General features: G+C 64.3%; 18 protein-coding genes. 8 read left to right on the forward strand and 10 right to left on the reverse strand.

All coding sequences use genetic code 11. From position 1 onward, the window contains the following. Positions 1 to 69: 69 nt before the first annotated feature. The 6 genes from HB777_07535 to HB777_07560 all read left to right on the forward strand — a co-directional run bounded on the left by HB777_07535 (position 70) and on the right by HB777_07560 (position 6,679). Complete coding sequence (locus HB777_07535; protein ID QND63766.1) at positions 70 to 1,098, forward strand: LacI family DNA-binding transcriptional regulator; 1,029 nt, start codon at positions 70 to 72, stop codon at positions 1,096 to 1,098. 299 nt (positions 1,099 to 1,397) lie between these two features. Then, a complete protein-coding gene (locus tag HB777_07540; GenBank protein QND63767.1) occupies positions 1,398 to 2,522 on the forward strand; it encodes an ABC transporter substrate-binding protein in 1,125 nt (374 codons plus the stop codon). 80 nt (positions 2,523 to 2,602) lie between these two features. Beyond that, complete coding sequence (locus HB777_07545; GenBank protein QND63768.1) at positions 2,603 to 4,150, forward strand: sugar ABC transporter ATP-binding protein; 1,548 nt, start codon at positions 2,603 to 2,605, stop codon at positions 4,148 to 4,150. Continuing rightward, positions 4,147 to 5,127 carry an ABC transporter permease gene (locus HB777_07550; GenBank protein QND63769.1) on the forward strand — a complete coding sequence of 327 codons (981 nt, stop codon included), beginning with the start codon at positions 4,147 to 4,149 and terminating at the stop codon, positions 5,125 to 5,127. The genes HB777_07545 and HB777_07550 overlap by 4 nt, the downstream gene beginning before the upstream one ends. 14 nt (positions 5,128 to 5,141) lie before the next feature. Further along, positions 5,142 to 6,128: an ABC transporter permease gene (locus tag HB777_07555; protein ID QND68703.1), complete on the forward strand. Its 987-nt coding sequence runs from the start codon at positions 5,142 to 5,144 to the stop codon at positions 6,126 to 6,128. Between the two features lie 2 nt (positions 6,129 to 6,130). Then, positions 6,131 to 6,679 carry a gluconokinase gene (locus tag HB777_07560; GenBank protein QND63770.1) on the forward strand — a complete coding sequence of 183 codons (549 nt, stop codon included), beginning with the start codon at positions 6,131 to 6,133 and terminating at the stop codon, positions 6,677 to 6,679. Here HB777_07560 and HB777_07565 read toward each other — a convergent pair. From HB777_07565 to HB777_07575, 3 genes are all read right to left on the reverse strand, one after another. Beyond that, on the reverse strand, positions 6,674 to 7,825 hold the full coding sequence (locus HB777_07565; GenBank protein QND63771.1) for a hypothetical protein: 1,152 nt from the start codon (positions 7,823 to 7,825) through the stop codon (positions 6,674 to 6,676). The genes HB777_07560 and HB777_07565 overlap by 6 nt on opposite strands. Positions 7,826 to 7,908: 83 nt before the next feature. Next, the gene (locus HB777_07570) at positions 7,909 to 8,319 is read right to left on the reverse strand and encodes an Rrf2 family transcriptional regulator (GenBank protein QND63772.1); all 411 of its coding nucleotides are present in this window, start codon (positions 8,317 to 8,319) and stop codon (positions 7,909 to 7,911) included. Positions 8,320 to 8,614: 295 nt separating this feature from the next. Next, positions 8,615 to 9,601, reverse strand: coding sequence for a sulfate ABC transporter substrate-binding protein (locus tag HB777_07575; GenBank protein QND63773.1), 987 nt, complete (start codon positions 9,599 to 9,601; stop codon positions 8,615 to 8,617). A gap of 199 nt (positions 9,602 to 9,800) precedes the next feature. Between HB777_07575 and HB777_07580 the strand changes: the two genes are divergently transcribed. Both HB777_07580 and HB777_07585 read left to right on the forward strand, forming a co-directional pair. Beyond that, positions 9,801 to 10,082 (forward strand): DUF1778 domain-containing protein, encoded by a 282-nt coding sequence (locus tag HB777_07580; protein QND63774.1) that lies wholly within the window; start codon positions 9,801 to 9,803, stop codon positions 10,080 to 10,082. After that, positions 10,082 to 10,567 (forward strand): GNAT family N-acetyltransferase, encoded by a 486-nt coding sequence (locus HB777_07585; GenBank protein QND63775.1) that lies wholly within the window; start codon positions 10,082 to 10,084, stop codon positions 10,565 to 10,567. The genes HB777_07580 and HB777_07585 overlap by 1 nt, the downstream gene beginning before the upstream one ends. A gap of 59 nt (positions 10,568 to 10,626) precedes the next feature. Here the strand turns inward: HB777_07585 and HB777_07590 are convergent, their stop codons facing one another. The 7 genes from HB777_07590 to HB777_07620 all read right to left on the reverse strand — a co-directional run bounded on the left by HB777_07590 (position 10,627) and on the right by HB777_07620 (position 23,222). Further along, positions 10,627 to 11,667 (reverse strand): sulfate/molybdate ABC transporter ATP-binding protein, encoded by a 1,041-nt coding sequence (locus tag HB777_07590; protein ID QND63776.1) that lies wholly within the window; start codon positions 11,665 to 11,667, stop codon positions 10,627 to 10,629. Positions 11,668 to 11,679: 12 nt separating this feature from the next. After that, the gene (gene cysW / locus HB777_07595; protein QND63777.1) at positions 11,680 to 12,564 is read right to left on the reverse strand and encodes a sulfate ABC transporter permease subunit CysW; all 885 of its coding nucleotides are present in this window, start codon (positions 12,562 to 12,564) and stop codon (positions 11,680 to 11,682) included. Next, a complete protein-coding gene (cysT, locus tag HB777_07600) occupies positions 12,557 to 13,408 on the reverse strand; it encodes a sulfate ABC transporter permease subunit CysT (protein QND63778.1) in 852 nt (283 codons plus the stop codon). Before cysT ends, cysW begins: the two co-directional genes overlap by 8 nt. A 22-nt stretch (positions 13,409 to 13,430) precedes the next feature. Then, positions 13,431 to 14,459, reverse strand: a complete 1,029-nt coding sequence (locus tag HB777_07605) for a sulfate ABC transporter substrate-binding protein (GenBank protein QND63779.1) — start codon at positions 14,457 to 14,459, stop codon at positions 13,431 to 13,433. A 220-nt stretch (positions 14,460 to 14,679) separates the two neighbouring features. Then, positions 14,680 to 15,402, reverse strand: a complete 723-nt coding sequence (locus HB777_07610) for a M15 family metallopeptidase (GenBank protein QND63780.1) — start codon at positions 15,400 to 15,402, stop codon at positions 14,680 to 14,682. A gap of 18 nt (positions 15,403 to 15,420) precedes the next feature. Continuing rightward, positions 15,421 to 17,526: a penicillin-binding protein 1C gene (pbpC, locus tag HB777_07615; protein QND63781.1), complete on the reverse strand. Its 2,106-nt coding sequence runs from the start codon at positions 17,524 to 17,526 to the stop codon at positions 15,421 to 15,423. 197 nt (positions 17,527 to 17,723) lie between these two features. Then, positions 17,724 to 23,222, reverse strand: coding sequence for a hypothetical protein (locus HB777_07620; protein ID QND63782.1), 5,499 nt, complete (start codon positions 23,220 to 23,222; stop codon positions 17,724 to 17,726). Between the last annotated feature and the right edge of the window lie 70 nt (positions 23,223 to 23,292).

The following is a 23,292-nucleotide window of genomic DNA, read 5'->3' on the forward strand; positions in this document are numbered from 1 at the left end:
GATGGCGACAGCAAGGATGATCGTATCGCGACCGCGCCCTACCGGGTGCGTTCCCAAGCGAGCGCGCCCGTGACCAAGCCGCGCTCACGCCGGGGCGGCGGACGCCCGACGATTGCCGATGTCGCGCGCAAGGCCGGGGTCGGCGCCATCACCGTGTCGCGCGCCTTGCGCGAGCCGGAGCGTGTCTCGGAAGAATTGCGTCGCCAGATCCAGGCCGCCGTCGACGAACTCGGTTACGTGCCGGACCCGAATGCGCGGGCGCTGGCCTCGGCGCGCGCCGAGGTGTTCGGCGTGCTGGTGCCGTCGCTCACCAACAATGTCTTCGCCGAAGTGGTGCGCGGTATCTATGACAGCCTGTCGGCCAGCCCGTTCCGCATCCAGCTTGGCAACACCCATTATTCCGGCCTTGAGGAAGAGCGGCTGCTGCAGGTATTTGGCTCGCAGCGGCCGGCAGCGCTTATCGTCGCCGGCATCGACCAGACGCCAACCTCGCGAAAGCTGCTGGAGAGCGCCGGCTGCCCGGTGGTGCAGGTCATGGAGACCGGTCCCGATCCGGTCGACATGATGGTCGGCTTCTCGCATCTCGACGGCGGCAGGGCAGCGACCGAACATCTGATCGAGGCGGGCTACCGCCGCATCGGCTTCATCGGCGCGCGCATGGACCCGCGTTCGCAGCGGCGCCTTGCCGGTTATCGCGCGGCGATGGAGGCTGCCGGCCTGTTCGACCCACGCCTTGTCACCACCACGCCGTTGCTGTCCAGCGTGTCGCTCGGCCGCGAAATGCTCCGCGACGCGCTGGCCAAGGTGCCGACGCTCGACGGTGTCTTCTGCAACAATGACGACATCGCGCTCGGCGTGTTGTTCGAGTGCCATCGCGCCTCGATCGCGGTGCCGAAGACGATCGGCATCGTCGGCTTCAACGACCTCGACATGATGCAGGTGGCGTTTCCATCGATCACCAGTATCCGCACCCATCGCTATGAGATCGGCCGGCGTGCGGTCGCCATGGCGCTGGCGGCGATCGCCGGCAACAGGCCGGAGCAACGGATCGTCGATCTCGGTTTCGAACTCAAGCGGCGCGAGAGCACGGCGCGTTGAAACGCACAGAGGCGACTGTGCGAATGCCGGTTTACACACCAATTTGGTAGCGCTACCATCTTTGGTTAACGGGCGCCTGTGGAACAGATGACGCCTGTTTATTATACATAAGCGACAACTAATTCTTGTTTATTATGGATAATATGATAATTTCGCCCTGCTGACTGCGACGAGGGGAGGGGCCGGGTCGGCCGTCACCGGCGACCAAGAAAGCGTGTGACCAGGCAGGAGGTGCCGGCCATCGCGCGAGACTTCGCAAAGCCAAACAACAATCAGAACTGCAACTGGGAGGAATATCGATGATCAAGTCACTCGTTGGTGGCATCGTTGCCGCCACTGCATTTGTCATGTTGAGCTCATCGGCGATCGCCGACCCCGAAATCGTCAAGGGACCGTCCGCCGAGCCGGACTGCTTCGCGCCATGGGCAGCTGACACGCAATTCTTCAAATTCCCCAAGAAAGACGGTCCATATCGGATCGCGCTCGCCAATGGCTACATCGCCAACACGTGGCGCATCCAGATGGTGCAGACGGCGAAGGCCTATGCAGCCCAGAAGGACGTTGCAGCAAAGCTGAAGGAATTCAAGGTCGTCTCGACCGGCGAAGACGTGCCGGCGCAGATCTCAGCGATCAACAACTTCATTGATTCCGGCTATGATGCGATCGTGGTCAACGCGCAGAACCCGACGGCCTTCGGGCCGGTGATCAAGCGCGCCAAGGAAGCCGGCGTCGTGCTGGTTGCCTTCGACAACATTCTCGACACCAAGGACGCCATCAACGTCAACGTCGACCAGAAGGGTCTTGGCGAGCTGTGGGGCAAATGGCTGGTCGGCCATGTGCCGAATGGCGGCAAGGTGCTCGAAGTGCGCGGCGTTGCCGGCACCTCGGTCGATACCGACCGCCACAACGGCATCCATGAGGTTCTCGACGCTTCCGGGAAGAAGTGGGAGGTCACCGAAGTGGTCGGCAAATGGGATGACGGCGTGGCGCAAAAGGCTTCAGCCGACGCCATCGCCACCAACGGCCCCTTCGACGGCGTCACCGGGCAGGGCGGCGATACCGGCATCGTGCAGGCGATGATCGATGCCAAGCATCCATTCGTGCCGTTCGGTGGCGAGACCGAGAATGGCTTCCGCAAGTTCTGCGCCGCTCATGCCGCGGACGGGCTGAAATGCTCATCGGCCGGCACCGGTCCGGCCCAGGTGGCGGTTGCCATCAAGACGGCGATTGCCGCACTCGAGGGCAATGTCGTTCCGCAAGCGGTCAAACTGCCGCTGGCGATTGTCGAGGATCCGAACTTCAAGGCCGGTCAGGATTTCTTCCCCGACCAGTCCGACAATTTCTTCGTCGGCAACTCCTTCCCGACCTGCGGCATCAATTTCACAGCGCAGGAAATCATGGGCCAGACCAAGGCGGATCAATAGGCAGCATACAGGCGCCGCGGGATCTCCCGCGGCGCCGGCCACTCGATATCCCTGGTCGTCAAAGTGCCTCGGGAGGGCCGATGGACGGTATGGTTCCGCTCTTCCGGATGGAGGGCATATCCAAGCGCTATGGTGGTGTGCGGGCGTTGGAAAAGGCCGAGCTTTCGGTCTCATCCGGCAGCATTCACGCCATTCTCGGCGAAAACGGCGCCGGCAAATCGACACTGATCAAGGTCATGGCGGGCGTCGTCGCGCCCGACGAAGGCCGCATGATGCTGGATGGACGCGAGGTGACGTTCGCCTCGCCAGGCGCGGCGAACAAAGCCGGCATCGTCTGCATCTTCCAGGAACTGTCGCTGGTTCCCGAACTCAGCGTTGCCGACAACATTGTCATTTCCGATCCGCCGAAGCGTTTTGGCATGATCGACCGCAGGGCGCAGCGCCGCATCGCCGAGGAGGCGCTGGCACGCGCGGGCGCCGCCGACATCCACCCGCTGGCGCTGGTCAAGGACCTGCCGCTGTCGCGCCGCCAAATGGTGGAGATCGCCAAGGCGCTGGCCAGGAAGCCACGCATTCTGATCCTCGACGAGGCGACCTCGGCACTGACCGCGACCGACGTCGCCAAGATCTTCAGCGTGCTCAAGCGATTGCGCTCGGAAGGGCTGGCGCTGCTTTACATCTCGCACCGCATGAACGAGATCGCCGAGCTTGCCGACCACTGCACCGTGTTTCGCAACGGCCGCAATGTCGCCAGCTACAAGGCAGGCACAAAGAGCGACGACGAAGTCGTCGAACTGATGATCGGGCGCGAATACAGCCATATCTTTCCGCTCAAGCCGGCGGCCGTGCCTGCCACCGCAGCTCCCAGGCTCGAGGCCCGCAAGCTCTCCTGGGCCGACCGGCTGCACGACATCTCGCTGATCGTCAGGGCAGGCGAAGTGGTCGGCCTCGGCGGCCTCGATGGCCAGGGTCAGCGCGAATTGCTGCTCGCCTTCTTCGGTGTGCTGCGCGGCCTCGGCGGCCAGATACTGATCGACGGCAAGCCGGCGGCGATCGCCAGCCCCGCCGCCGCGCGCGATGACCGCATCGGCATGGCGCTCATTCCCGAGGACCGCAAGACCGAAGGCTTGATGTTGCCGATGACGGTGCGCGAGAACCTGTCCTTCGCAGCCCTCGACCGGCTGTCGAAAGCCGGCATCATCGACCGCGCCGCCGAACAGCGGCTGATCGACGACATGGTAGGCCTTTTGGCGATCAAGACGGCCGGCCTCGACATCCCGGTCGGCGCACTGTCTGGCGGCAACCAGCAGAAGGTGGTCATCGCCAAATGGCTGATGCGGCAGCCGCGCATCATCCTTCTCAACGATCCGACGCGCGGCATCGATGTCGGCACCAAGCAGGAGCTCTACCAGCTGATGCGCAAGCTCGCCGACGCGGGTGCGGCGATCCTGTTTTATTCGACCGACTATGACGAACTGATCGGCTGCTGCGACCGGGTGCTGGTGCTCTATGACGGGGCGGTCAAGCGCGAGCTGGTCGGCGCGGAGATCACCGAACGGGCGCTGATATCAAGTGCGCTCAACATCCATGGCGAGGAGAGCCCGGTGGGCCTGGGAGCAAGTGCGTGAAAGATTGGCGCTACTGGCTGGCCGAGCAGCGCGGAACGCTGCTGGCGTTCGGCATCTTCATCGTCATGTTCGTCATCTACACCTCGAACCATCCGGCCGGCTTCACCGCCAACGTCGTGCAGACAGCCTCGAACAAGGGCGTGCTGCTCGCCTTTGTGGCGATGGCCCAGACGCTGGTGGTGATCACCGCCGGCATCGACCTTTCCGTTGGCATGATCTTCACGCTGACCAATTGCCTGGCTTCGTGGCTGGTCATCGGTACCGGCATCGAAACCGCGTTCGGGGTCATTGCGGTGCTTGGCACCGGATTGCTGTGCGGGGCGATCAACGGTGCCATCGTCATCTATGGACGCCTGCAGCCGATTGTCGCCACCATCGCCACGGGTGCTGTCTATTTCGGCATCGCGCTGTTGCTGCGACCCTTTCCAGGCGGTTCGGTCAACGAGGACCTCGCCGACGCGCTGACCGGGCGGCTGTTCGGCGTGGTGCCGGCGAGCCTGGTGGTGCTGCTGGCCGTGGTGCTCGTCGTCTGGGTGCCGTTCAGCCGCTCGGTGCTCGGCCGCGCGGCGTACGCGGCCGGTTCTTCGGAGATGGCGGCCTATATGTCCGGCGTGCCGATCCGGCGTGGCAAGTTCGCCGCCTACGCGCTTGCCGGGCTGCTCGCCGCGATCGGCGGGCTGTTCCTGACATTCTTCACCTATACGGGTGACGCGGCCTATGCCAGCGGCAACGCCTACACGCTGTTCTCGATTGCCGCCGTCGTGCTCGGCGGCGTCTCGCTGTTCGGCGGCAAGGGCAGCGCCATCGGCGCGATCTTCGGCGCACTGGCCTTCCGCACCATCGGCGACCTGCTCTTCGTCTTCGATTTCGATCCGCTCTGGCAGCCGCTGTTCCAGGGCGTTATCCTGCTGGTCGCGGTCAGCCTCGGCGCCTTCGCCTTGTTTCGGGTCCGCAACCGGCTGGAGTGGTTCCTGTGAGCGAAACGACGCCGATGGTTGGGAAGAGCGACGGCGGCATTGCCGGCCGCATGCCAAAATTCATCCGCCGCGCCGATCCGGCGGTGCTGACGGCCTTTGCCTGCATCGTGCTGTTGCTGTTCCTGGGCAGCCTCTATTCCAGAAGCTTCCTGTCGCCTGAATATCTTCTGCAGCAGCTCAAGGTGGCCTCGTTCCTCGGCGTCATCGCCACCGGCATGATGCTGGTCATCCTGCTCGGCCAGATAGACCTGTCGGTGCCGTGGTCGGTGGCGGTAGGCGCCATGATGGCCTGCGCTGCGGCCGCCTATGGTCCGCTTGGCGTGGCACTGGCCATTCCGTTCGGCATTTTCTGCGGCATGCTGATCGGCGTCGTCAACGGCATCGGCGTCGCCTATCTGCGCATCCCCTCGATGATCATCACGCTGGCCACCAATGCCGTCGCGCAAGGGCTGATGGTCGTCTACACGGGCGGCTTCTCGCCGCAGGATTCGGCGACGGGCGCGATGCGCTACCTGGCGACCGGCTTCACCATTCCGGGCGTGCCCAACGCGGTCATCATCTGGGCACTGATCGGCGCTGCAATGGTGTTCGTGCTGACCCGCACCAGCTTCGGCCGCACCGTCTATGGCATCGGCAACCGCGAGCGCGCCGCCTATCTCTCCGGCATCGACACACGGCGTGTGGTGATGATCGCCTTCGCCGTCTCCGGCGGGCTCTCCGCTTTCGGCGGGGTGCTGCTCGCCGGCTATGCCTCCAAGGCGGCGCAGTCGATGGGTGATGCCTATCTGCTGCCATCGATCGCCGCTGTCGTGCTTGGCGGCACCTCGATCCTGGGCGGGCGCGGCTCGTATCTCGGCACAGTCGCCGGTGTCATCCTGATCACGCTGCTGCAATCCATCCTGTCGGTCATGCAGATGCCGGAGGCGGGGCGACAGATCATCTACGGCGTCGTCATCGTCGCCATGCTGCTCCTCTACGGCCGCGCGCCGGCAAGCCGCTGACAGTGGACGAAAAGGCAGCACAGGCGCCAACGGGCGCTCTCGGCTCGGTGCCTCCGGCCATCGTGGTGATGGGCGTCGCCGGCTGCGGCAAGTCGGCCGTCGGTGTCGCGCTGGCGGCCGCGCTGGGCGTTACCTTTATCGAGGGTGACAGGCTGCACCCGCCGGAAAACGTCGCGCGCATGGCAAGCGGCGAGCCTCTCACCGATCAACTGCGTGAGGGCTGGCTCGACGCGATCGGCGAGCGCATCGCGGCGTCGGTGGGGAAGGGCGAAGGCGTGGTCGCCGCCTGCTCGGCACTGAAGCGCAGCTACCGCGACCGGCTGAGCGGCTTCTGCCCGCGGATCCTCTTCCTTTATCTGAAGATCGACCCCGCCACGGCCAAGCGACGCGTCGGCAACCGCAAGGGCCACTTCATGCCGGCGAGCCTGGTCGACAGCCAGTTCGCCATCCTCGAGCCGCCGGCAGCGGATGAGCAGGCCCTGACGTTCGATGCGACACGCCCGGTCGGTGAAGTCGTCGCTGCCGCGATCCGCCAGACGCGCCGGTCATGAGCCTTCATCGGTGCCGATGCCGGTGCTGCCCTGAGCCTCGGTCAGCCGCTGCCGACGGGACCACGTCATCATCTGCTCGGGGTAGAGCGTCAGTGCCTCCAGCAGGCGGTCGCGCTTGAGCAGGATGTAGTGCGCCTGCACGGCCATGTTCTTGGTGCCATCCCTGACCATGTCGTTTGCCGGGGTGACTGACGCTTCCGGCGTCAGCGCGGGGCTGAGCACGGCACGGTACTCGATGAAGGGAACCACTTCGAAGGTCGACATGGCAAACAGCGCCGTCCTGCCCCTGGCGGCGAAATTCGCCGGCGCCGAGGCGAGGTGGGTCCAGCCGCATTCGCCGATGGCGGCCTCCGTGAAGGTCGTGCCGGCATGGATGGTGTTGGTCATCATCACCACGCCATTCTGCTTCAGGACCTTCTGGATGCGGATGGTGACCTGATAGGCGTCGTCGCGATCAAAGGAGACCCGGCTTTTCAGGAACCGGTTCTCGACATCGATCAGCGGCGGGTTGAGGAAACGCAGGCCGAACGCCGTTTCGGAAATGCCGTGGGTGTGGACGCTCACCTGATGCGCCTCGATGCCGGCTTCGTACAAAGCGCGCTTGCCGATGATGGTCTGGGCGGTGAACTGGTCGCACCAGAGGATCGCGCCGTGGCCCTGCCGCAAGGCCGACTGCAGCCCGTCCAGCCCCTCCAGCCGGATCGCCGGAGACCAGCGGCCTGCCACCAGATGCGCGGCGAGCTGCAGACGGCGGCGATGGCGCGCCGCCAGCAATCCCTCGAACAGCTTGCGTGCATCGGTGGCGTCGCCAAGCACCGCGCGTGTGGCGGCAGCGTAGGCGGGAAACTCCTTGCGCATATGGCGCTTCAGGCGAAACCTGGACACGCGGCCGCAGATCGGGCTCCACCATCTCACCGGCAGGGCCACTGCCACCATCAGATAGAAGAGGGACAGCAGGCTTTCGCGGAGGTCCTTGTTGGAAAAGCGGCGAAGCCGGCCGGGGCGATCCAGTTTGCGGCTGAAAAAGCGCACATCTTCCGCCCGGTCCGGGACAAACACGTCGGCGATGATTTCAGTGCGGAAACTGGCTGCCGATGGCGGCTTGCGGGCGGCCTTGCGGGATTTTGCGAACCACGACAGCCTCATCGGTCCAGCCCGTTCTTCGAACCCCGCTTTACTGCGTCGGCATGGGCCGCGCAACCTTGCGATGGCAAACGCGCGTCAGTGGTTCAGATCTGCGACGTCAGCTCGACCGGAAAATCATCATTGTCGGCATCGCGCATGGCGGCGAGGCTGCGATTGTCCAGCACTTCGGCGATCGCCTGCCGCACCTCCAGCATCATGTGCCGGACCTGGCAGGTCGCCTCGTCGCAGTCGTCACAGCGCTGATACTGCGTGCGGCTGGCGCAGGGGATCGGCGCCAGCGGCCCGTCAAGCACGCGCACGACATGGCCGATCTTGATTTCGGAGGCCGGCCGGGCGAGGCGATAGCCGCCTTCCTTGCCCTTGCGGCTCTGGACGAAGCCGGCATTGCGCAGCTCGCCCAGGATGGCATCGAGGAATTTCTTCGGAATGTTGTTGGCCACCGCGATATCGTTGACGAAGGCCAATTGGCCGACCGGCAGGCCGGACAGATGCACGAGGGCCTTGAGGCCGTATTTGCCTTTTTTGTCAGCATGCCCAGATCAACCCATTGAAGCCCCAACCACTCGCATCTGGCGACTGTTTGTGTGCAAATAATGACGTTTTCGCCGCGCGATGATGTTTCGCGAAAACAAGCCGCCGGATGGCACGTTAGGCACAAACGCGTTGATTCTTTGTAACGTTTGGCACGGACGGTGCCGATATTCGGCTGAAGACCGGGTTTCCGGCGCACAAAACGAAAAAAGCCGGCAAAAAGCGCCGGCTTTCCCGTCTATTCCAGACAATGCTGCTTCAGCGGCTTCCGTAGGTCTGGTCGAGCAGGCCGCCGGCCGCGAAATGCTCCTTCTGCACCTTGTCCCAGCCGCCGAAGACGTCTTCCACCGTCAGCAGCCGGATATCGGGGAAGTCGGCCTTGTATTTCGCCGCCACCGCGGCGTCGCGGGCTCTGAGGCCGTTGCGGGCAGCGATGTCCTGGCCTTCCGGTGTGTAGAGGAAGTCGAGATAGGTCTTGGCCAGGTCGCGCGTACCATGCTCGTCGGCGACCTTGTCGACGATCGCGACCGGGAATTCGGCCAGCAGGCTGACCGTCGGCGTGACCTGCTCGAACTTGTCGTCGCCATACTCCTTGCGGATGCCGCGTGTTTCAGACTCGAAGGTGATCAGCACGTCACCGATCTCGCGCTGCACGAAGGTGGTGGTCGCCGCGCGTCCGCCAGTGTCGAAGATCGGCACGTTGTTGAACAGCTTGGTGATGAACGCCTTCACCTTGGCGTCGTCGCCCTTGAAGGCTTCCTTGGCGTAGGCGGTTGCCGCCAGATAGGTGTAGCGCGCATTGCCTGATGTCTTCGGGTTGGGGAAGATCACCTGCACGTCGTCGCGCACGAGATCGTTCCAGTCCTTGATATGCTTGGGGTTGCCCGCGCGGACAAGGAACGAAGGCAGCGAATAGAAGGGCGAGGCGTTGTTGGCGAAATCCTTCTGCCAGTCGGCTGAGACGAGCCCCTTCTTGACCAGGAAGTCGATGTCGGTGACCTGGTTGAAGGTGACGACATCGGCGCCGAGGCCTTCGGCGATGGCGCGCGCCTGCGCCGAAGTGCCTGCATGCGACTGATCGACGGTGACGCCCGGATGCTGCGCGACGAAGGCCTTGTTGACCTGCACGAACAGTTCGCGGCCGACGTCATAGGATGCGTTGAGCAATTTGTCGGCCGACCAGGCTTGGGAGGATGCGAGGACCAGGCCGGCGACGGCGGCAAGCCCGAGGAAAAATCGCTTCATGAAAACAGGCTCCGATGCAATGCGTTTATGGTCGAACCATAGCCGTGGCGCAGGGCGCACGACGAGGCATAGGTTCAGGGCTTAGCGCTCGTTCCTGGAAAAACCGTTGCCGAAATAGACGATTCGTAGGATTTTCTTTCAGGGAGCGTAGATACACATTGTGTATGCGAATGTGCTATGATTGGTACAGGAGTTTTTCATGACAAAGACCGCACCCGCGACACACGCCAAACCTGTCAATCTGCGCATCCGCGAGGACATGCGCATACTGATTGACCGCGCCGCGAAAATACGCGGGAAAACCCGCTCCGACTTTATGATCGATGCCGCCTACCGTGCTGCAGAGGACACGCTGCTCGACCAGGCACTGATCAAGGTGGATCCGGAGAGCTACCGGCACTATCTCGACATCCTCGATGAACCGCCGAACGGTGAAGGTTTTGCACGCCTTATGAACGTGCCCAGGCCGTGGCAGGGGTGATGCTATCAGCGCCCACGCCTCTGGCCGAAAACCACGATCTCGACCTTTTCCAAAGCGGGACGGAAACTCTCGACCAATGGCTTCGCCGCAGGGCGCGGGCCAACCAGGTCAGCGGCGCGTCGCGCACCTATGTGGTCGCGGAAGGTGCGCGCGTTGTCGCTTACTACTGTCTCTCTTCGGGCGGGCTTGATCTCGCGCAGGCACCCGGCGCCATTCGCCGCAACATGCCTGATCCCACTCCGATGGTTGTGCTCGGGCGTCTTGCCGTCGATGCGGGCTGGCAAGGAAAGGGGCTGGGTGCCGCGCTGCTGCAAGACGCCGTTTTGCGGGCAGGTCACGCCGCGACGATCCTCGGTATTCGTGGCATTTTTGTTCATGCCATATCGGATGAAGCGAAAGCCTTTTATGAGCACTATGGCTTCGCGGCTTCCCCGAAAAACCCGATGACCTTGGTGCTGTCACTAAAAGGCGCGCTGAAAGAGTAGTTGACGTCGCTCAGCCCGAAAGAGGCGACCGCCACCAGGCCGGGATGTTCTTCTTGTGGCTAAGCCGCCGGAAAAAGCTTCCAGCGTCCGGGGCGGAACGCCACCCGGCTTTTCTGCGCCGCCGGATGGTCGACCGGCAGTTCGATTTCGACCCGCTGGCGCTCACCGCCGATCTCAAGCTCGACCCGGCGCGTGCCGGCGACGCGGCGGCTGGCAGCGACCGTGCCGGCGATGCAGCCGCTGCAGCCGTCCAGCAATTCGACATCGTGCGGGCGGAAGTAGAGCACCGCATCGCCCGAGGGCTCGTTGGGAGCGGCAAGCCCGATCGGGCGGTCGGCGAGCCAGATCTCGCCATTCTCGACCTTAACGGGAAGCGAGCTCGATTCACCGATGAAACCGTAGACGAAGGGCGAGTTCGGTGTGTCGTAGATGTCGTCGGCGGTGCCGACCTGCTCGATGCGGCCCTGGCTCATCACCACGACGCGGTCGGCAAGCTCCAGCGCCTCTTCCTGGTCGTGGGTGACGAAGACGGTGGTGTGGCCGGTGGCGTCATGGATTTCGCGCAGCCAGCGGCGCAATTCCCGGCGCACCTGCGCGTCAAGCGCGCCGAACGGCTCGTCGAGCAGCAGCACCTTGGGTTCGATCGCCATGGCGCGCGCCAGCGCCACGCGCTGCCGCTGGCCGCCGGAAAGCTGCGCCGGATAGCGCTTCTCCAGCCCCGACAGCTGGACAAGGTCGAGAAGCTCGGAGGCGCGGCGGCGGATTTCCTGCGCCGGCGGGCGCGACGGCCCGTGCCGGACCTTCAGGCCGAAGCCGATATTGTCGGCCACCGTCATGTGCCGGAACAGCGCATAGTGCTGGAAGACAAAGCCGACATTGCGATCCTGGATCGACTTGTGCGAGGCGTCCTCGTCGCCGAAGAAGATATTTCCCCGCGTCGGCCGCTCCAGCCCGGCGATGAGCCTGAGCAGCGTCGTCTTGCCGGAGCCGGACGGCCCCAGCAACGCGATCAGCTCGCCCGACTTGATGTCGAGCGACACGTCGTGGAGGGCCGGAAACCGGTCAAATTCCTTGCGCACGTTGGCAACGCGAACTTCCATCTACAGAACCTTCTAGTGCCCGCGTGTCGCGGCGATCTCGGCGCCGTAGCGCATCTCGAGAAGTGTTTTCAAGACCAGCGTGACGAGCGCCAGGCCCGCAAGCAATGAAGCGACGGCGAAAGCGCCGACGGCGTTGTACTCGTTATAGAGGATTTCGACATGCAGCGGCATGGTGTTGGTTAGGCCGCGTATGTGGCCCGACACCACCGAGACCGCGCCGAACTCGCCCATGGCGCGCGCATTGCACAGGAGCACGCCGTAGAGCAGCCCCCATTTGACGTTGGGCAAGGTCACGTACCAGAAGGTCTGCCAGCCATTGGCGCCAAGCGAGAGTGCTGCCTCCTCGTCGCCATTGCCCTGCTCCTGCATCAGCGGGATCAACTCGCGGGCGACGAAGGGGAAGGTGACGAAGACGGTGGCCAGCACGATGCCCGGCACAGCAAACAGGATGACGATGCCATGCGCTTTCAGCCAGCCGCCGAGCAGCCCCTGGGCGCCGAACAAAAGCACATAGACGAGGCCCGATATGACCGGCGAGACCGAGAAGGGCAGGTCGATCAGCGTGGTCAGGAAGGCCTTGCCCTTGAACTCGAACTTGGCGATCGCCCAGGCGGCGGAGATGCCGAAGACAATGTTGAGCGGCACCGAGATCGCCGCCACCAGCAGCGTCAGCCGGATCGCCGAGCGCGTGTCGGCGTCACTCAGCGACTGCGTATAGGCACTGACGCCTTTTGCCAGCGCCTCGTGGAAGACGATGATCAGCGGCAGGAGCAGGAAGATGCCAAGGAAGGCGAAGACGATGGCCATCAGGACGGCTTGCGCCGGCCGGCTCTCGGTCACCGCCGCCGAGCGGCTCTCGTGATGCGGTGCGTAGGATTTGATCTCGGGATCAGCCATAGCGCTTGCGGCTCCATGACTGTGCGAGATTGACGATCAAAAGCATCAGGAACGACAAAAACAGCATGATCGCCGCGATCGCGGTCGCTGCCGGATAATTGTACTCCTCCAGCCGGATGACGATCAGAAGCGGCGCGATCTCGGATTTGTAGGGCAAATTGCCGGCGATGAAGATGACCGAGCCGTATTCGCCGACGCCGCGTGCGAAGGCCAGCGAAAAGCCGGTGGTGATGGCCGGCGCCAGGCCCGGAAACAGGATGCGGGTGATGATCTGGAAGCGGCTGGCGCCAAGCGTGGCGGCGGCTTCCTCCACCTCCTTGTCGATCTCCTCCATGATTGGCTGCACGGTGCGCACGACGAAGGGCAGGCCGATGAAGATCAGCGCGATGACGATGCCGAGCGGCGTATAGGCGACCTTGACGCCAAGCGGCATCAGCAATTTGCCGATCCAGCCGTTCGGCGCGTAGAGCGTGGTCAGCGCGATGCCGGCCACCGCCGTCGGCAGCGCGAAGGGCAGATCGACCATGGCATCGACGATGCGGCGGCCGGGAAATCGGTAGCGCACCAGCACCCAGGCGACGAGGGTGCCGAAGACGACGTTGACGGCAGCCGCGATGAAGGCGGTGCCGAAGCTGATTTCAAGCGCGTTGATGGTGCGACGGTCGGTTGCGATCGCCCAGAACTCAGGCCAGCCAAGGGCGGCCGAGCGCCAGATCAGCCCGGACAGCGGGATGAGGATGATGAGGGTGAGGTAGGCAAGCGAGAAGCCGAGCGTCAATCCGAAACCCGGAATGACACTCGGCTGTCTGAACCGCCACCCCGCATGCGCGGGTGCTGTGGTCATATCGTCCTGATCTAGATTTAGCTCACTGGGCCGGCTTGTAGATCTGGTCGAATATACCACCATCGCCGAAATGATAAGGCTGTGCCTTCTTCCAGCCGCCAAAAAGCGGATCGTCGATGGAGATCAGCTTGATTTCAGGTGTCTTGGGCAGATCCGCCGGAGCCACGAGTTCGGGCTTGGCCGGACGATAGTGGTTCTTGGCGATGATCGTCTGCGCTTCCTTGGAATAGAGCCAGCCGAGATAGGCTTCGGCGACCTTGCGCGTGCCCTTGGCGTCGACATTGGCGTCGACAATCGCCACCGGCGGCTCGGCCAGGATCGATGTCGGCGGGTAGACGATTTCGAAATTGTCGGCGCCGAATTCGTCGAGCGCCAGATAGGCATCGTTTTCCCAGCCGATCAGCACATCGCCGATGCCCTTTTGCGCGAAGGTCACGGTCGAGCCGCGCGCGCCGGTGTCGAGCACCGGGGCATTGGCGTAGAGCTTGCCGACGAATTCCTTGTTCTTGGCCTCGTCGCCGCCGTCATTGGCGTTGGCGTAAGCCCAGGCGGCGAGGTAGTTCCAGCGTGCACCGCCGGAGGTCTTGGGATTGGGCGTGATCACCTGGACGCCGTCCTTGACGAGGTCGCTCCAGTCGTGGATGCCCTTGGGATTGCCCTTGCGGACGAGGAAGATGATGGTCGATGTGTAAGGCGCTGAATTGTTTTCGAATTTCTTGCGCCAGTCGGGATTGATCTTCTTCGACTTCGAGACGATCGCATTGATGTCGCCTTCGAGTGCCAGCGTCACCACATCGGCATCCAGGCCATCGATCACGGCGCGGGCCTGGGCGCCCGATCCGCCATGCGACTGCTGGACGGTGACCGTCTCGCCGGTCTCGGCCTTCCAGTGGGCGACGAAAGCTTCGTCATAGGCCTTGTAGAGCTCGCGTGTCGGATCGTAGGACACGTTGAGGATGGTGGTATCGGCAAACGCGAAACCGAGCGTGCCGAACTGGACAGATGTGGCGACCAGTGCGCCGAGCAGTTTCCTGAAATGAGGTTTGGTCATTTCTGCCTCCGTTGAACCCACGCCAAATCTACCGAATTGGTAGAAATAAGATGCATTCAATGTTGCCTTTTTGCCCCTCTCGAGAAAATATTGGACGATCTTTCGTCGTATGGAGAAATATTTTCCTCCCGCGTCTCCGGGGAGAATCCGCGGCTGTCACCCAGCCTATCTAGAAATGTGCAGTGCCGAGGCAAGGCCGTGTGGAATTTAGTCCGGCGCCTCAATCGGCGGAAATCGGGAAGTCGAAACGCTTCTTGGCGAACGGTTCTTTTGTCAGCGTGAAGTGCCACCATTCCCGCGCATAGTTCTTGAAGCCGCCGGCTCGCATGGCGTCGACAAGCATCTTGCGGTTTGCCGCCGCTTGAACGGCGAGGCCGTGGTGGGCGGTTTCGCTCATCGGGTCGAAGCAGTCGAAGCCGGCGCCGAAATCGAGCGTGTCGGCATCTACGGCGCCGCAGGCCGGGTTCGGGCTGGACCTGTGGTCCGTTTGGGCGATTGCGACATCGACGGTCGAGCCACGTGAATGGGTCGACAGTTCTCCGACATAGCCCTCGGCGATGAGGTCGCCGCGCTTGACCTTCGGATACCATTGCGGATCGGGCGGCCCGCCCTGTTTTGTCCATTCGCCCATGTCGGCGACGGCGCGGGCAGGGCGGTAGCAATCGAACACCACCAGGGTCAGGCTTTTGGCTGTGATCGCTTTCTGGACCGCGGAGAGTGCCTTTGCCGCCTGCTCGGTAAGGATGCAGGCCGGCGCTTCATAGCCGTTCACCTTGCGATGTAGAAAATTGTCCGATCCGGCGTAGCGGATGTCCTGGCGGATCGAGGGGTCGACATCGGCGAGCCGGACAAAGCCCGCGGGCAGGGCGTCGGCATGTGCCGGCGGAACGAAGACTGCAAGCATCAGCGCGCAAAAGCCAATGCGCTGAATCACCTGGCGCATTCTATTCAACGGACACTTTCACTCGACGAACACCTTGACGCTGGCCGCACGCCCCGCGGCGTCGATGACGGTCAGCGTCGAATAGCCGGCGCCGTCGGGTTGCCAGGTGGCGGTGCGGCGGCGGTCGATGCCAACCAGCGGCTTGCCATTGGCCAGCCAGCGGAACGGCGCACGGCCACCTTGCAGCTTCAGCACCAGCGGCGAGGCGTCGGCCGAATTGGTGCCGAGATCGACGCGGGCGCCGTCGGGCGGGAAGATGATGGTCGGTGCGGGTTCGGTCACTGTCGCCTGCACCAGGCCGTCAGACCCGGCGCCGAAGCGGGCGAGCGTCACCGGCAGGTCCTCGCGCCTGGGGTTGAACAGGCCGGGCGGCTTGCCCGGCAAGGGGACGGTGGCGAGGCCCGAGCGGACAAAACCCTCGAACAGGATGGGGGCGGCCGAGACGTAGCCGGACAGGCCGGGCACCGCGCCGGCGTCGGGGCGGCCGACCCAGACACCCAGCACATAGCGGCCGTCGAAGCCGACCGACCACGCGTCGCGGTAGCCATAGGAGGTGCCAGTCTTGTAGGCGATGCCGCGCTGCAAGGCCCCCTCGGGCGGCTTGACGCCCGACAATATGTCGATGATCTGCCAGTTGGCCTGACCATCGAGGATGGTGGCGCTGGTGCGCTCGGCGTTGGCAGGCTCGGTGCCGTCATGCAGCGTGTGCGTCTTGCCGCCATTGGCGAGCCCTGTGTAGAGCTGGACGAGATCGCGCAGTGTCACGCCAACGCCGCCAAGGCCGATGGCCAGACCTGGCGCCTCGTTGACCGGCAGTATGGGGTTTACCCCGGCCTGGCGAAAGCGCGCCATCAGCCGCGTTGGCCCGACCGCGTCGAGCACGCGGATTGCCGGCACGTTGAGCGACAGTTGCAGCGCTTGCCGGATGCTGACATCGCCCTGATAGCCCATGTCGAAATTCTTCGGCCGGTAGCCGGAGAAATCGACGGGGCTGTCGTCGATCAGCGTTTCCTGCGCCACCAGGCCTTGTTCGAAAGCCAGACCGTAGATGAACGGTTTCAGCGTCGAGCCGGGCGAGCGGACGATCTTGGTCATGTCGATCCAGCCGGAGCGGCTGGCATCGAAGAAATTGGCCGAGCCGACTTCACCGAGGATGTCGCCGGTGCGGGAGTCGGCCAGCACCATGGCGACCGACAGGCGAGGCCCAAGCTTGGTGGCCGCGTCCCTCGCCACCTGTTCCAGCCCTTCCTGGACGCTCTTGCGGATGGTCAGCTGCAAGGGCTGGCCGGGGACGGCCTTGGGCAGCATCGCATAGGCGGCGTGCGCGGCGAGCGCCGGCAGCGTGCGGCGCAGGCCCGCCACATCGTCGAGGGCGGCACGTGCGGCCTCGCGCTCGCCGAGCAGGCCGGAGGACACCATGCGGGTCAGCACTCGGTCGCGGGCGGCGTGGGCGATCTTCAAATTGCGGTCGGGCCGGCGCTTTTCCGGCAGTTGCGGCAGAGCGACGAGAAGCGCGGATTCGGAAACGGTGAGCCGCTTCGGCTCCTTGCCGAAATAGGCGAGCGAGGCGGCGCGCACGCCTTCCAGATTGCCGCCATAGGGCGCCAGCGTCAGGTAGCGTTCGAGGATCTCGCGTTTGGACAGCCGCCGTTCGATCTGGATGGCGCGCAGCATCTGCTTGATCTTGGAGCCGAGGCTGCGGCTCTCGCGCGGTTCGATCAGCCGGGCGAGCTGCATCGACAGGGTCGAGCCGCCGGAGACGATGTGGCCGCTGGTGGCGAACTGGCCGGCGGCGCGCGCCAGCGCCAGCACGTCGACACCCTCATGGTCCCAGAAACGTTTGTCTTCGTAGGTGACCAGCATGTCGACGAACTGCTTGTCGACCTGGTCGAGCCGGGTCTCCAGCCGCCAGTAACCGTCCGGCGTGGCGAAGGCGCGCAACAGTTGGCCATCGCGATCCTGCACTTCGGTCGAGACCGTGAGTTCGGCTGGCAGCGGGGGTGGGAAGGCGCGGTCGAGTTCCCAGAGGGACGCGGCGGAGAGGGCAAGGATGCCGGCGCAGGAGGCTGCGGCTATGGCAGCACGGCGGAGAAGTTTTCTGGAGAGCATGGCGCTGCCCCTCATCCGCCTGCCGCCACCTTCTCCCCGTATAGTGACGGGGAGAAGGGAGCTGTGGCAAGCATCGGCGCTACTTCCGCAACGTTCAAAGTTGGCGAAAGCTTCGGCGCAGGCCCCTTTCTCCCCGTCACTATACGGGGAGAAATGCCCGGCAGGGCAATGAGGGGCAGCGCAGGCCTTACGTTCATAGTCGCCAAGGCGCCTTACGGCGCCTTGATCTCCATCATGCCGGTGGCGGTACGGGCCGAGTATTGCGGCCGGTACATGTCTTCCACCGTTGCCGCCGGATGCGCGTAGGTGCCCGGTGTCACCGCGCGCACGACATAGGCGAGGGTCAAATTGTGGTCGTGGTCGCCGTCGGCCGGGTTGAACGCCGCGACGAAACGGTCGTCGCGGAATTCGAGATGGGCCGCATCGGTCTGCGCCAGCCACGAGAAGTTCGTCAATTGGGCGCTGGACACCAGGCCGGGATTGTCGATCTCGAAGCCGGCCGGCAGCAGGTCGGTGACCAGCAGGCGCGACGGCCATGTGTTCTGCTCGTTGACCTTGAGCACGACGACATAGCGTTCGTTCTGCGTCGCCTCGGTGACATTGGCTTCGGTGCCATCGAGCTTGTAGTAGGTGCGGCTGATGGTGAAGCCGTCGCCGCCGGCCGGCAAGGGCTGGACCGGCGACGCCACCGTGGTGACGACGGCCTGCAGCGGGGTCTTGCCGGTGTTGGCGATGGTCAGCGGGCTGTCGACCAGGTCAGAACCGTCGACCTGGTTGGAATAGCCGCCGGAATGCGCAGTGCCATTGACGGTCAGCGTGATCGTATCATTGCCTTCCTTCAGCGCGCGGGCGGCCAGCAGCATCCAGGATTCGTCCTGGGTGGTGGTCCAGCGGGCTTCGGCGCGTTCCCTGGTCACCAGCTTGATGAGCTCCGGCACGATCGTCGGCACCGGCTTGGATTCCGCCGCCAGCGCCAGCATCGCCGCGCCGTCACGCAGCCGCGAGCCGTAGTCGGAGCGGTAGTAGTCATAGTCGGTGGTCGACTTGGCAAGCTGCAGGGCGGTCTTGAAGGTCGATTCCGCGCGTGGCGTATCGCCGTAGAGCGCCAGGCTCGCCGCCAGCTGGGCAACGGCCATCGGGCTCGAGAAGGCTTCGAGCTGGGTGTCCGCATAGTAGCGCAGATCGCCGATCGAGGCCTTCTTGTTGCGGGCAAGAACATAGAGGGCGTAGGCGATCTCGCTGCCACGGTCCTGTACGCTCTGGTCGTAGCCGAGCGAGTTCTGCAAATTGCTCAGCGCCTGGTTCATCGCCAGGCTCGGTACGTCGTATTTCTGCTCGCGCGCCCTGGTCAGGAAGTCGGTGACATAGGCATCGAGCCACAGATCGCCGGAGCCCGGACCCCACAGGCCGAAGCTGCCGGCCGAGGCCTGGTAGCTCAGAACCTTGTAGATGGCGTCCTGGATGCGGCCATGGATGTCAGGATCACTGGCCATGCCGATGCCGGATGCCAACTCATTGACGTAGAGAAGCGGCATGGCGCGGCTGGTGGTCTGCTCGGCGCAACCATAGGGGTAGCGGTCGAGCGTCATCAACAGCGACGGCACGTCGAAGGCGGCGGCCTGCGAAACGCCGACGCTGACGGAGGCGCCATCGAGCAGGCTGGCGGCCAGCAGTTCCTTGTCGACGCGCAGCGCGCCGCCATTGCCCTTGAGGTCGACCACCAGGCGGGTGGTGACCGGCAATTGCGCCGGACGCACCGGCACATAGAGCGTCTGCTCGACCTTGGTGCCGTCGGCATGGGCGAGCTTGATGGTGAGCGAGGCATTGCCGGCCGTCTGTGCGATCAGCGGCACGGTCAGCGTCTGGCGCTTGCCCTGGGCGAGCGTCAGCTTCTGGGGCAGGGGCTTGTCGCCCGTCGACAGGTCGCCCGTCGTTTCGATCGAGAAGGCGTAGTCGCCGGCAGGACCGTCGGTGTCGGCGACATCGAGGCGCATGACGGCGGCGTCACCGGGCGCCAGGAAGCGCGGCAGTCCGGCGGTGATGACGACGGGATCGCGCACGATCACGTCGGACTGGGCGTGGCCGACCGCTTCCTTGGTCCAGGCGACGGCCATGACGCGCACGGTGCCGTTGAACTGCGGGATGTCGAAGTCGATCCGCGCCTTGCCGTCGGCATCGAGCTCGACGGGGCCGGAGAAGAAGGCGACCAGCTTTTCGGTCGGCGGGCTGCCTTGCGCCTGCATGTTGGCGCCGTCGCCGCCCGTCCTGAGCTTGCCAGTGTTGCCCAGCGAGCCATCGATCAGGCGACCGTAGATGTCGCGGATTTCCATGCCCAGCATGCGCTGGCCGAAGAACCAGTTCTCCGGATCCGGCGCCTTGTAGTTGGTCAGGTTGAGGATGCCGACGTCGACGGCGGCAACCATGACATAGGCATTGCTGCCCGGCTGCACGCCGGCCACGGAAACCGGAATCGACAGCTGTTGGCGCGGCATGGTCTTGTCCGGCGGCGTCAAGGTGATGGCGAGCTTCTTCAAGCCCGGATCGACCTTCAGCCATTTCACTCCAATGGCGCGCGCCGGCATGCGCGTTTCCTGCGCTTCGCCCGGCCGGAACAGGGTCGCGGTGACATAGGCGCCGGCGCCCCAGTCGTCGCCGACCGGAATGTCGACCGTGCTGCCGCCGGCCGGCACAGTTGCCGTCACGGTCTTCAGCAGCTTGTCGGAGCCGATGTTGATCAGAAGTTCGCCGGCAAAGTGCGGCGAGACTTTCAGCTTGGCCACTTCGCCCGCGGCATAGGTGTCCTTGTCGAGGGCGATTTCGAGGCCGTCAGGCGTTTCGGTGGTGGTCGAGGAGACATACCAGCCGGCATCGAACTCGTAGCTGGTCGCCGGTCCCTCGGGATCGGACGTTTCGACCTCGAGCCGGTACTGGCCCCAATCGACCGGCACGGAGACGGTTGCGTCGCCGTCGGCGTTGAGGTCGACCTGGCCGTTGGCGATCGACTTGGTGAAGGTGACCGGCTCGTAGTTCCAGGAATTGTTGGAGCGGTACCACTGGTAATTGCGTTCGACCTTGACCAGCGTCCATTGCGCGCCTTTCAGCGCCTCGCGCTGGCCGTCCGGATCGACGGCGATCAGGCTGAACTTGGCGGTGCCGCCCTGCGGCACTTCATTGTCGGCGAAATCCGGGCGGATGCCGATCATATGGCCTTGCGGGCGGATGCCGATGTTGAGCGAACGCTCGATGGCGCGGCCGCCGGTTTCGCGCATCCTGACCGTCACCTTGGCGTCGACCAGCTTGGTGGTCGAGGGCAACTGCTCGACGGAGACCGGGAAGGTCACCTTGCCGTCATCGCCAACCACCGGCAGATCGGCGAGGGGGGTGACCGTGGGTTCGGCCGACTGTTCATCGGCGAGACCGAAGGAGAACCCTTGGAAACGGTCCCAGTCGCGCGACGTTGACAGCGTCAACTCGCCTTCCAGCGCCAGGCCTGCCGCCGGCGCGCCATAGAGGAAGCGGCCGTCAATGTTGATGTTGGCGGTTTCGCCCTGGGCGATCTCCTGCTTGTCGGCCTTCATGTCGAATTCAATGCGATCCGGCACGAAATCCTCGACCAGGAACATCTGGCTGGCCACCGCCGGCTGCTTGGGATCGGTGTAGATCGACACCGACCAGGTGCCGCGCATGGCGTTGGGTGCGAGCGGCAGGTCGACGGCATGGCCGCCGGCGGAGGCGCCGTCGCTGACGATGCGGCGGTCCTCGACGCCGTCGGGACGCGAGAAGATGAAGGTCAGCGGCAGGTTTTCAACCGCCTTGGCGGCGCCGTCGCGGGCAAGGGCGGCGACATGAACGTCCTCGCCGGCGCGGTAGATACCGCGTTCGGTCCAGGCATAGACGTCAAGCGCACCGGGCGCCGCGCGGCCGGTGACACCGCGGTCGGACAGGTCGAAGCCGGCCCGGCCCATGTCGAGGAAGACGAAGTCGTTGTCGCCCTGCTTGGCCATCAGCACGGCCGGCACCATGCCGCCGTCGCCGCGCGTCAGCCCGGGGTTGAAGACGGCGTGGCCGTCGGCATCCGATGTCGCCGTGCCGAGAACCTCATTGTTCCTGGCAACCAGGGTCAGTTCGGCGCCTGCGATCGGCTTGGCGCTGCCCAGCGAACGGGCAAAGACATTCAACCCGTCCTGGCCGGTATAGGTCGACAGGCCGATGTCGGAGACGACGAACCATTGCGTGGCCATCGAATTGTAGTCGTCGCTCTTGTCGTTGACGGCCTGGGCGGTCAGCACATAGACGCCGGGCTTGCGCTGCGGCACCGCCTCGTCGACCGGGAAGGAGGTGGTGACCTCCTTGTTGAGATCATTGGCGATGTCGAGCTGACCTTGCCAGACCGGCGCGCCCATCTGCTCGGAAATGTTGGAGATGTCGTAGCCGTCGAGCTGGTGCAGGAACTGGTAGCCCGACAGAAGCTGCGCCAACGAACGATCGCCGATGCGGTAGAGCTTCATTTCGGCGGCGTTCATGTTGACGGTGACGACCGGGATGCCACGGCGCGCGCCGGCCGGCAGCACGAAGCTGTCGCCGGTGAAGCGGGCGGACGGTGCGCGGTCCTGGACATAGATCGACAGCACCACCGGAGCCGCGGTCACCTCGCCGATGGCGGCAGGCAGGCCGGCGCGGAAGGTGACGTCGTAGTGCTGGCCGTGCTCCAGCCCTTCGACGCAGATCTGCTTGTCCTTGGCCTCGACGCCCTTGGGCGGCGCATTGTCGACGGTGACGAACTGCGCGTAGTCGACGCCGGTCTTGACCAGATCCTCGGAGAATTGGGCGCAGATGCGCGGCGCGCTGGTGTCGGCATCGACGGTGTGGTCGATGACGCGGAAACCCTTGCGGGCCTTGAGATCGGCATAGTCGGCCTGGACCGCCGGCGAAGGGTTCAGGGCAAGGCTGGCCTCATAGGCCTGCAGCGCCGGTCGGTAGAGATCGCGCTTGTCGAGGCCGTTGCCGAGCAGCGCCAGCACGTCGGCGCGCGTCTTGGTGGTGCGCAGCAATTTGTAGGCGTTGAAGGCGGCCGAAGTACCGTTCGTCGGCAAAGTGGACGCTTCGGATGTGTTGGCGGCGGGCTGAACGGCCAGCGTTTCACGCGCCAGGTTGAGCCAGAGCTGGCCATCGTCGGGCAGCACCGAGACCGCGGCTTCGTATTTCAGCATGGCGGAGCGATGGTCGCCGGTCAGCACGGCCTGTTCGGCTGCGTTCAGCAAGGCGGCCATGCCTTCGGTCGGCTTGTCATAGGCCGGGCCGAGCAGCTTGTTGCGGTATTGCTGGGCCTGGTCAGCCATCCAGTTGGGGAAGAAGGCGAGTTCCGGCGGCGCGCCGATATCAGGATCGCCATCGATGTTGACGACCTTGCCGGCGACCGCGCCACTGAAGGTTTTCAGCTGGTTGTAGTCGGATTTGAGGAAGCACCATTTGGCTTTTTTATTGTAAGTGAAGGCGCGGCAGGCCGGGTCGCCAAGGCATGTCGTCTTGCACTGGTCGAGGGTGACATTCTGGTCGGACCTGAGATCAAAGCCGAAATAATCGGAATTGTCCGTTGTCGCGATTCGCCGGGCTTCAGCCGCTTGCGCGACACCGCTCCACGCCAAGACATTGGCCCAGGCAAACAACAAAAGAATGAGAATCGACAGACCACGAGCCGCGCGCATTGCCATAACACCCCTCCAGACACAGCTGACGTCCAGGCATGATCAAGCTTCAGTCAGGCTTGTCAACACAGGGACG

Origin of the sequence: Mesorhizobium loti (genome assembly GCA_014189435.1) — a bacterium.
Classification (GTDB): Bacteria; Pseudomonadota; Alphaproteobacteria; order Rhizobiales; family Rhizobiaceae; genus Mesorhizobium; species Mesorhizobium loti_G.

Bases quoted from the DNA above. Each gene is read 5' to 3' on its own strand.
- HB777_07585 (QND63775.1), top strand. From the start codon at position 10,082: ATGCTATCAGCGCCCACGCCTCTGGCCGAAAACCACGATCTCGACCTT.
- HB777_07575 (QND63773.1), bottom strand. From the start codon at position 9,601: ATGAAGCGATTTTTCCTCGGGCTTGCCGCCGTCGCCGGCCTGGTCCTC.
- HB777_07605 (QND63779.1), bottom strand. From the start codon at position 14,459: ATGACCAAACCTCATTTCAGGAAACTGCTCGGCGCACTGGTCGCCACA.
- cysT (QND63778.1), bottom strand. From the start codon at position 13,408: ATGACCACAGCACCCGCGCATGCGGGGTGGCGGTTCAGACAGCCGAGT.
- HB777_07580 (QND63774.1), top strand. From the start codon at position 9,801: ATGACAAAGACCGCACCCGCGACACACGCCAAACCTGTCAATCTGCGC.
- HB777_07540 (QND63767.1), top strand. From the start codon at position 1,398: ATGATCAAGTCACTCGTTGGTGGCATCGTTGCCGCCACTGCATTTGTC.
- HB777_07620 (QND63782.1), bottom strand. From the start codon at position 23,222: ATGGCAATGCGCGCGGCTCGTGGTCTGTCGATTCTCATTCTTTTGTTG.
- HB777_07555 (QND68703.1), top strand. From the start codon at position 5,142: ATGGTTGGGAAGAGCGACGGCGGCATTGCCGGCCGCATGCCAAAATTC.
- HB777_07545 (QND63768.1), top strand. From the start codon at position 2,603: ATGGACGGTATGGTTCCGCTCTTCCGGATGGAGGGCATATCCAAGCGC.
- pbpC (QND63781.1), bottom strand. From the start codon at position 17,526: ATGAGGGGCAGCGCCATGCTCTCCAGAAAACTTCTCCGCCGTGCTGCC.
- HB777_07590 (QND63776.1), bottom strand. From the start codon at position 11,667: ATGGAAGTTCGCGTTGCCAACGTGCGCAAGGAATTTGACCGGTTTCCG.
- cysW (QND63777.1), bottom strand. From the start codon at position 12,564: ATGGCTGATCCCGAGATCAAATCCTACGCACCGCATCACGAGAGCCGC.
- HB777_07610 (QND63780.1), bottom strand. From the start codon at position 15,402: ATGCGCCAGGTGATTCAGCGCATTGGCTTTTGCGCGCTGATGCTTGCA.
- HB777_07565 (QND63771.1), bottom strand. From the start codon at position 7,825: ATGAGGCTGTCGTGGTTCGCAAAATCCCGCAAGGCCGCCCGCAAGCCG.